This window comes from Intrasporangium sp. (assembly GCF_051961875.1).
Taxonomy (GTDB): domain Bacteria; phylum Actinomycetota; class Actinomycetes; order Actinomycetales; family Dermatophilaceae; genus Intrasporangium_A.
In genome coordinates, this window is sequence record NZ_JBQCCV010000047.1 from 21,037 (window position 1) to 28,489 (window position 7,453).

7 protein-coding genes are annotated in these 7,453 nt (G+C 71.0%); 6 read left to right on the forward strand and 1 reads right to left on the reverse strand.

The window, feature by feature from the left end; genetic code table 11:
- Positions 1-193 precede the first annotated feature (193 nt).
- Positions 194-1,606 (reverse strand): amidase, encoded by a 1,413-nt coding sequence (locus ACTHJJ_RS02820; RefSeq protein WP_440301418.1) that lies wholly within the window; start codon positions 1,604-1,606, stop codon positions 194-196.
- Between the two features lie 274 nt (positions 1,607-1,880).
- Between ACTHJJ_RS02820 and ACTHJJ_RS02825 the strand changes: the two genes are divergently transcribed.
- The 6 genes from ACTHJJ_RS02825 to ACTHJJ_RS02850 form a co-directional block, all read left to right on the forward strand.
- Complete coding sequence (locus ACTHJJ_RS02825; RefSeq protein ID WP_440301419.1) at positions 1,881-3,392, forward strand: ABC transporter substrate-binding protein; 1,512 nt, start codon at positions 1,881-1,883, stop codon at positions 3,390-3,392.
- A 33-nt stretch (positions 3,393-3,425) separates the two neighbouring features.
- The gene (locus ACTHJJ_RS02830) at positions 3,426-4,376 is read left to right on the forward strand and encodes an ABC transporter permease (RefSeq protein ID WP_440301420.1); all 951 of its coding nucleotides are present in this window, start codon (positions 3,426-3,428) and stop codon (positions 4,374-4,376) included.
- Complete coding sequence (locus ACTHJJ_RS02835; protein ID WP_440301421.1) at positions 4,373-5,254, forward strand: ABC transporter permease; 882 nt, start codon at positions 4,373-4,375, stop codon at positions 5,252-5,254. The genes ACTHJJ_RS02830 and ACTHJJ_RS02835 overlap by 4 nt, the downstream gene beginning before the upstream one ends.
- Entirely contained in the window at positions 5,251-6,234 is a 984-nt protein-coding gene (locus ACTHJJ_RS02840) for an ABC transporter ATP-binding protein (protein WP_440301422.1), read from the forward strand. The genes ACTHJJ_RS02835 and ACTHJJ_RS02840 overlap by 4 nt, the downstream gene beginning before the upstream one ends.
- Positions 6,231-7,133, forward strand: coding sequence for an ATP-binding cassette domain-containing protein (locus ACTHJJ_RS02845; protein ID WP_440301423.1), 903 nt, complete (start codon positions 6,231-6,233; stop codon positions 7,131-7,133). The genes ACTHJJ_RS02840 and ACTHJJ_RS02845 overlap by 4 nt, the downstream gene beginning before the upstream one ends.
- On the forward strand, positions 7,126-7,453 hold a 328-nt coding region (locus tag ACTHJJ_RS02850), incomplete at its 3' end, for an aldehyde dehydrogenase family protein (RefSeq protein WP_440301424.1). The genes ACTHJJ_RS02845 and ACTHJJ_RS02850, both read left to right, overlap by 8 nt.

The window sequence follows — 7,453 nt, forward strand, 5'->3', positions numbered from 1 at the left end:
CACTGCATCTCCACCGCGCCACGGCGGGGAGGATCGTCAACCTAGACCCAGGTGGGGACATCCGCCACCGGTACGGGAACCCGACCGGTGAACCGGTTGTGAACTACGGCGAAACCCGCCGAAGTGCCGGCTGTCGCCGGGACCAGACCTGCCGCCCGAACTCGGGCATTCAGTGCAAATCCGGCATTTGCGGCTATCGGACCGGCCAGCGCGGTCGGAGCCCGGCGCCGGCATGTTGCTCGAACCAGGCCACGGCCCGGAGGACCCCGACGTCGTCGAACCGGCGGCCCGCGACCTGCAGCCCGACCGTCCGCCCGTCGGCGGTGAAGCCGCAGTTCGTCGTCGCCGCAGGCTGTCCCGTCATGTTGTATGGCGCGGTGTAGGCGATGTGCGCCATGCCGAGGTCCGAGTCCGGTCCCCACGGCATGGGCCACTCGGCCGGGAACGCCGACATGGGCGCGACCGGTGACAGGACGAGGTCGTAGGGCTGCGTCGCGGTGGCAGTGGCCTGCTGCAGCGTCATGATGCTCGAGTAGTCCCGCATCAGAGCCGTGCCGGTCACATCGGCCGCGCGCTGCACCCAGCGCCGGATGAACGGCAGCACCCGCTCCCTGCGCTCCTCGGACAGAGCCAGGAAGTCGACGAGCGAACGCACGCGCCAGAACTCGTCGAGACCGGCCATCATCTCTGGGGTCACGAACGGGTCGACCGGCTCGACCGTGGCGCCCCCGTCGGCGAAGACCGCCCCGGCGGCCTGGACCGCGCGCCGGATGTCGTCCTCGAGCGGCAGGCCCGCCCCGGCGTCGAGGAGCAGACCGACCCGCATGCCGCTCAGGTCGAGCGTGAGGTCCGCGAGCGGGACCGCGAGGTCCTCGGCGGGCAGGCTCGTCCAGTCACGTGCGTCGGGCCCGCTGATGACCGTGAGGAGCAGGGCGGCGTCCTGCGCCGACCGAGCCATCGGCCCCGCGACGCGGCCCAGGTATGGCGTGTCGAGAGGCACTCGTCCCGCTGACGGCTTCAGCGTCGTGAGCCCGAGCCAGGTACCGGGTAGCCGGATCGAACCGCCGATGTCGGTGCCCACGTGCAGCGGGCCGTAGCCGGCGGCGGCCGCCGCACCGGCGCCGGAGCTCGACCCGCCCGTCGTGAGGGCGGGATCCCAGGGACTCCTCGTCACGCCGTGGAGGCTCGAGACGCCCGACGACAACATGCCCCAGTCCGGCATGACGGTCGATCCGACGATCACGCCGCCCGACTCGAGGATGCGAGCGACGACAGGGGAATCGCACGCCGGGACGACCGGCAGGGTCCCGGCGCAGCCCGAGGGCATCGGCACGCCGGCGCGGGCGAGGTTCTCCTTGACCGTGACGGGGACGCCGTCGATCGGGCAGAGCGGCTCGCCCCGGCGCCAGCGGTCCTCGCTGGACCGGGCCGCGTGGCAGGCCGGCTCGCTCGCGACGTCCCACATCGCGCCGAGGACCGGATCGCGCTCGGCAATGACGGCGAGAACCGCGCGGGTCACCTCGACGGGCGACAGCCGCCGGCCGCGGTAGGCGGCGACGAGATCGGTCGCGGCCAGCCCGGCGAGCTCGTGCATCGTCTCGTCCATCCGGCTCCCTCGCTCGCGCTGCACCCGCCAGCCCCGCACCAACCCGACAGCGACCCGATCCGCGCCGTCGCGGTCCGGTTGGCGCCGACTGGCACTGGCTCTATCGCTACTGGGCGCCACGGTAGCGCGCCACGTGACCAAGGCCACGGCCTGACCGCCACAAAGTGAGCGGCATACCTTCATCCTGTGAGGAGGTCCTGACAGACTTGCTGCACCCGCGAGCTGACCGCACCGGTCCTGCGCAGATGGAGGCACAGTGAAGTCCACTCGATTCGTGGCAGTCCTGGCGGCTGCCCTGACGGCGGCGGTCGTCGCCGCGTGCTCGGCCGGGTCCTCGACGAACCCCGGCACGTCCGGCGGCGGCGGCAGCGGCGCCCCGGGCAGCGACGCCCTGACGGTCGGGCTCGTCGCCGAGCCTGTCAGCCTCGACTTCACGACGAACGACGGAGCGGCCATCCCGCAGGCTCTGCTCTACAACGTCTACGAAACCCTGGTGAAGCTCGACCAGAACGGCGACATCAAGCCGGCGCTGGCGACGTCGTGGAAGGTCTCGGGCGACCGCAAGACCTACACCTTCGAGCTGACCGACAAGGCGAAGTTCACCAACGGCCAGCCGTTCACGGCCAAGGACGCCGTCTTTTCCATCAACCGGGTCAAGAACGACTGGACCACCTCGCTCAAGGCGGCGATGGACGTCGTCGCCGATGCCAAGGCCGTCTCCGACACCGAGCTGCAGGTCACGCTCAAGCAGCCGAGCAACGACTGGCTCTACAAGATGACGACGCGGATCGGCGCGATGATGACCCAGAGCGGGATCGCGAACCTCGCGACCAAGCCGGTCGGGACCGGCCCCTACGAGTTCGCGGCGTGGAACCGCGGCGACTCGATCACCCTCAAGGCCAACCCGAACTACTGGGGACCCAAGCCCCACTTCGGTCAGGTCGTGCTGAAGTACTTCAAGGACCCGACCGCACTCAACAACGCGCTGCTGACCGGCACGATCAACGTCATCGGCACCGTCCAGGCGCCCGAGACGCTCAAGCAGTTCGAGGGCAGCTCGAAGTACGAGGTCATCGAGGGCACGACCAACGGAGAGGTCGTCCTGTCGTTCAACAACGGCAAGGCGCCGATGGACAACCTCAAGGTGCGCCAGGCGGTGCGCTACGCGATCAACCACAAGGCCCTGGTCGACACGTGCTGGGCCGGCTACGGCACGCTCATCGGCAGCATGGTGCCGCCGACCGACCCGTGGTACGAGGACCTGACCGGGCTCTACCCCTACGACCTGACCAAGGCCAAGGCCCTCGTCAAGGAGACCGGCGTCGGGAACACGACGCTCCGGCTCCGGATCCCCACCCTGCCGTATGCCGTCTCCTGCGGCCAGGTCGTCAAGAGCGACCTCGAGCAGGCCGGCTTCAAGGTCGCCCTCGACCAGCTGGAGTTCCCGGCCGCGTGGCTGACGACGGTGTTCCAGAACGCGGACTACGACATGTCGATCGTCGCGCACGTGGAGCCGCGTGACCTCGGCGCGGTCTTCGGCAACCCCAAGTACTACACGCGCTACAACAACAAGCAGGTCCAGGAGGACCTCGCCAAGGCCGACGCCGGCACCCCGGAGGAGCAGATCACCTACATGAAGGCAGCCGCCAAGGCGCTCTCCGAGGACGCCGCCGCCGACTTCCTCTTCCTCCTGCCCAACCTCATCGTCGCGGACAAGGGGATCACCGGACTGCCCAAGAACGCCATCTCCGAGTCGTTCGACCTCAGCCAGCTCGGCCGGTCGTGACCCGGCCGCGAGCCTGAGCGGACCACCGACACGATGCTGCTGCGGATCCTCCAGCGGACGGGGATCCTGCTGGCGAGTCTCGTCGCCAGCACGATCCTCGTCTTCGCCTTCATGGCTGTGCTGCCCGGCGACCCCGCCCGGGTGGCGCTGGGGGTGAACGCCTCGGACGAGTCCGTGGCCGCGCTGCGCAGAGAGTTCGGGCTGGACCGCCCCCTGGCCGCGCAGTACCTGTCGTGGGTCGGGGGCCTCGCCCGATTCGACTTCGGCACGTCGTACATCTCCCACGCACCGATCGGCCCGCAGATCGCCGACCGCCTCCAGGTGACCCTCTGGCTCGTCGTCACGGCGATGGTCATCGCCCTCGTGGTGGCAGTCCCGCTCGGCACGGTCATGGCGGTGCGGCACCGGAGGACGAGCGGCGTCCTGCTGTCCGCGCTCTCGCAGCTCGGGGTTGCGGTCCCGGCCTTCCTCGCCGGCATCCTGCTCATCACGGTCTTCGCCGTGGGACTGGGCTGGCTGCCGGCCAACGGCTGGACCCCGCCCGACCAGGACCCGGTCATGTTCGTCAAGCAGCTGACCCTGCCCGCGCTGTCGCTGGGCATCGTGCAGGCAGCGGTCCTCACGAGGTACGTCCGCAGCGCAGTCCTCGACGTGATGCGCGAGGACTACATCAGGACGGCTCGAGCCAAGGGACTGACCCCGATGCAGGCCCTGTGGCGGCACGGGATGCGCAATGCCTCGATCCCCGTCGTCACGGTCCTCGGGCTGCAGCTCGCGACGTTGCTCATCGGCGCCGTCGTCGTCGAGCGCGTCTTCGTCATCCCCGGCCTCGGCAGCCTGCTCCTCGACGCCGTGTCGAACCGCGACCTCATCGTCGTGCAGGACGTCGTCATGGTGCTCGTCCTCGCCGTCCTCCTCGTCAACTTCGTCGTCGACGTGCTCTACCTCGTGATCGACCCCCGACTGCAGGTGACGACGCGATGAGCCGCATCGATCCAGGAATCGGGGCCCTCGGCGAGCCGCTGCCCGTCGGGCGGCTGCCACGGCGCCGGGCCGGCGCCACCCTGATGGTCGGCGCGGTCCTCGTGGGGCTCGTCGTCGCGGCAGCGCTCGTGTCGTTCCTCTGGACGCCCTACGACCCGACGCTCGTCGACGCCTCGAGCCGCTTGCAGACGATGTCGCCGCACCACCTCTTCGGCACGGACAAGTTCGGCCGCGACGTCTTCAGCCAGATCCTCGTCGGTGCCCGTACGACGCTCTTCGTCGGCATCGTCGCCGTCGGGGTCGCTGGCGTCATCGGCGTGCCGCTCGGGATCGTCGCGGCGATGGCGCCGCGGTGGTTCGCCGAGCCGCTCATGCGCCTGCTCGACCTCTTGCTCGCCTTCCCGGCCCTCCTGCTCGCGATCATGTTCAGTGCCGTCTATGGCGGCAGCACCCTCGTGGCGATGATCGCGATCGGGATCGCGTCGATCCCCAGCTTCGTCCGGGTCGTCCGCAGCGGGGCCCTCCAGGTGCTCAGCACGGAGTACGTCCTCGCGGCCCGGGCGGCCGGGCGACGGCCGTTCGCAATCGGGTGGCGGCACGTGCTGCCCAACGTCAGCAGCCTCGTCATCGTCCAGGCCTCGGTCGCCTTCGCCATCGCGATCCTCGCGGAGGCGGCCCTGTCCTTCCTCGGCTACGGCACACCGCCGCCGACCCCGTCCTGGGGGCGGATGCTCCAGGAGAGCCAGGAGATGCTCTTCATCGCGCCGCGTCTCGCCATCTTCCCCGGCATCGCCATCGCGGTCGCCGTGCTCGGCTTCAACCTCCTCGGTGACGGGCTGCGCGACCGCTACGACCCCAGGCTGGAGGACCGGCGATGAGCGACGAGCGGGTCCTGCAGGTCGACGGCCTGGGTGTCTCGGTCGGGCCCCGCGGGCTGCTGCACGATGTCACCTTCGCCATCGACCGGGGCGAGCGCGTCGGCCTCATCGGGGAGTCCGGGTCGGGCAAGTCGCTGACCGGCCTGGCGGTGCTCGGCCTGCTCCCCGAGGACCTCGCCACATCCGGCACGGTGCGGCTCGCCGGCGCCGACCGGAACCTCCTCGAGCTCGACGAACGGCGGCTCTCGCGCATCCGGGGCCGCGACGTCGCCATGGTCTTCCAGGAGCCCATGACGGCCCTCAACCCGACGGCCCGGGTCGGCGCCCAGGTGGCCGAGGCGATCCTGCTGCACCGGCGGTGCAGCAGGGCCGAGGCTCGAGCCGCGGCCATCGAGCTGCTCGACCAGGTCGCCCTGCCCTCGCCGGCCGAGGCCGCCCGGGCCTATCCGCACCAGCTGTCCGGCGGCCAGCGCCAGCGGGTCGTCCTCGCCATCGCGCTCGCGAACGACCCGCAGCTGCTCGTCTGCGACGAGCCGACGACCGCCCTCGACGTCACCGTGCAGGCTCTGGTGCTCGACCTCGTCGTCCGCGGCGTGGCGGCGCGGGACTCTGCGCTCCTCTTCATCACCCACGACCTGTCCGTCGTCGCCACCGTCTGCGAGCGGGTGCTCGTCATGTACGGCGGCCGCATCGTCGAGGCCGGCCCCGTCGACGAGGTGTTCCGCCGGCCGCACCACCGCTACACCCAGGGCCTGCTGGATGCCTCGGACCTCGAGGATACGGGCCAGCACGCCCGGCTCCGGACGATCCCCGGCTCGGTGCCCCCGGCAGGCCGCTTCCCCGCGGGCTGCGTCTTCCGCAACCGGTGCAGCCACGCGACCCAGGCCTGCGAGACCCTGCCGCCGTGGACCGGGCCGGACCCGGGGCAGGGGTACGCCTGCTTCCACCCCGCCCACGACACCGCCGAGGTCGGCTCGTGACCCCGCAGACGCCGGCAACGGCGCTCCGCGTCGAGGATGTGCACCGCGACTACCGCCGACCACGTCGCTCCATCCGAGTGCCCGGCCCGGTCGTGCAGGCACTGCGTGGGGTGAGCCTCGAGGTCGCGCCGGGTGAGCGCTTCGGGATCGTGGGAGAGTCCGGCTGCGGCAAGTCCACCCTGTTGCGCATCATCGCCGGTCTGGACCGGCCGACGAGTGGACGGGTCGTCGTCGAGGGGCGGGACGTCACCGGTCTGCCGGAACGCCGGCTCGGCTTCCTCCGACAGCGCCTGCAGGTCGTCTTCCAGGACCCGATGGGCTCGCTCGACCCGAGGATGCGGGTCCGCGACATCATCGCCGAACCGCTTGTCGCGCAAGGCATCAAGGGGCGGCGACATCGGGTGGAGGAGCTCCTAGATGCGGTCGGGCTGCCCGCCGACGCCGCCGACCGCTATCCCCACCAGTTCTCCGGCGGGCAGCGCCAGCGGATCTCGATCGCCCGGGCGCTCGCGCCGGAGCCGACGATCCTGCTGGCCGACGAGCCCGTGAGCGCCTTGGACGTCTCCGTCCGGGCCCAGGTGCTCAACCTGCTCGACGACCTCGTCTCAGAGCTCGGCCTGACACTCGTGTTCGTCTCGCACGACCTGTCGGTCGTACGGCACGTCTGCGACCGAGTCGCCGTCATGAGCGCGGGGGAGATCGTCGAGACGGGCCCGACGAGCGAGGTCTACGACCGTCCGCGACACCCCTACACCGCACGGCTGCTGCGGTCAGTGCCGTCGATGCAGAGCGCTCTGGCAGGGGCGGGCACGTCCGCCTTGCTCAGCGCCGACCAGGCGGGGGCTACGAGGCCGCCGGAACCGGAAGACTTCGAGGACAAGGGGATTCGCGATGCCTGAGTCGCCTCTGTATCGTCCCGCACACCCCGCCGGGCTGCCCGTCGGGGAGGGCTGGTTCCCGCCACCGGAAACAGCCGAGGTGCGGTTCCCCTACGACGGCGCGCTGGTTGCCGAGGCTCCGGTCGGAGACCGCGACCTGGCACGCCAGGCCGTCGACGCGGCACTCGCCGTGCGCGATCGGGTGGGCCGGCTGCCCTCGCACGTCCGGCGGGCGGCCCTGTTCGCCGCCCATGCCGAGCTGGCTGCACGCCGGAGCGAGCTCGAGGACCTCCTCGTCCTGGAGACCGGCAAGCCGCGCGTCGACTGCCGGGTGGAGCTCG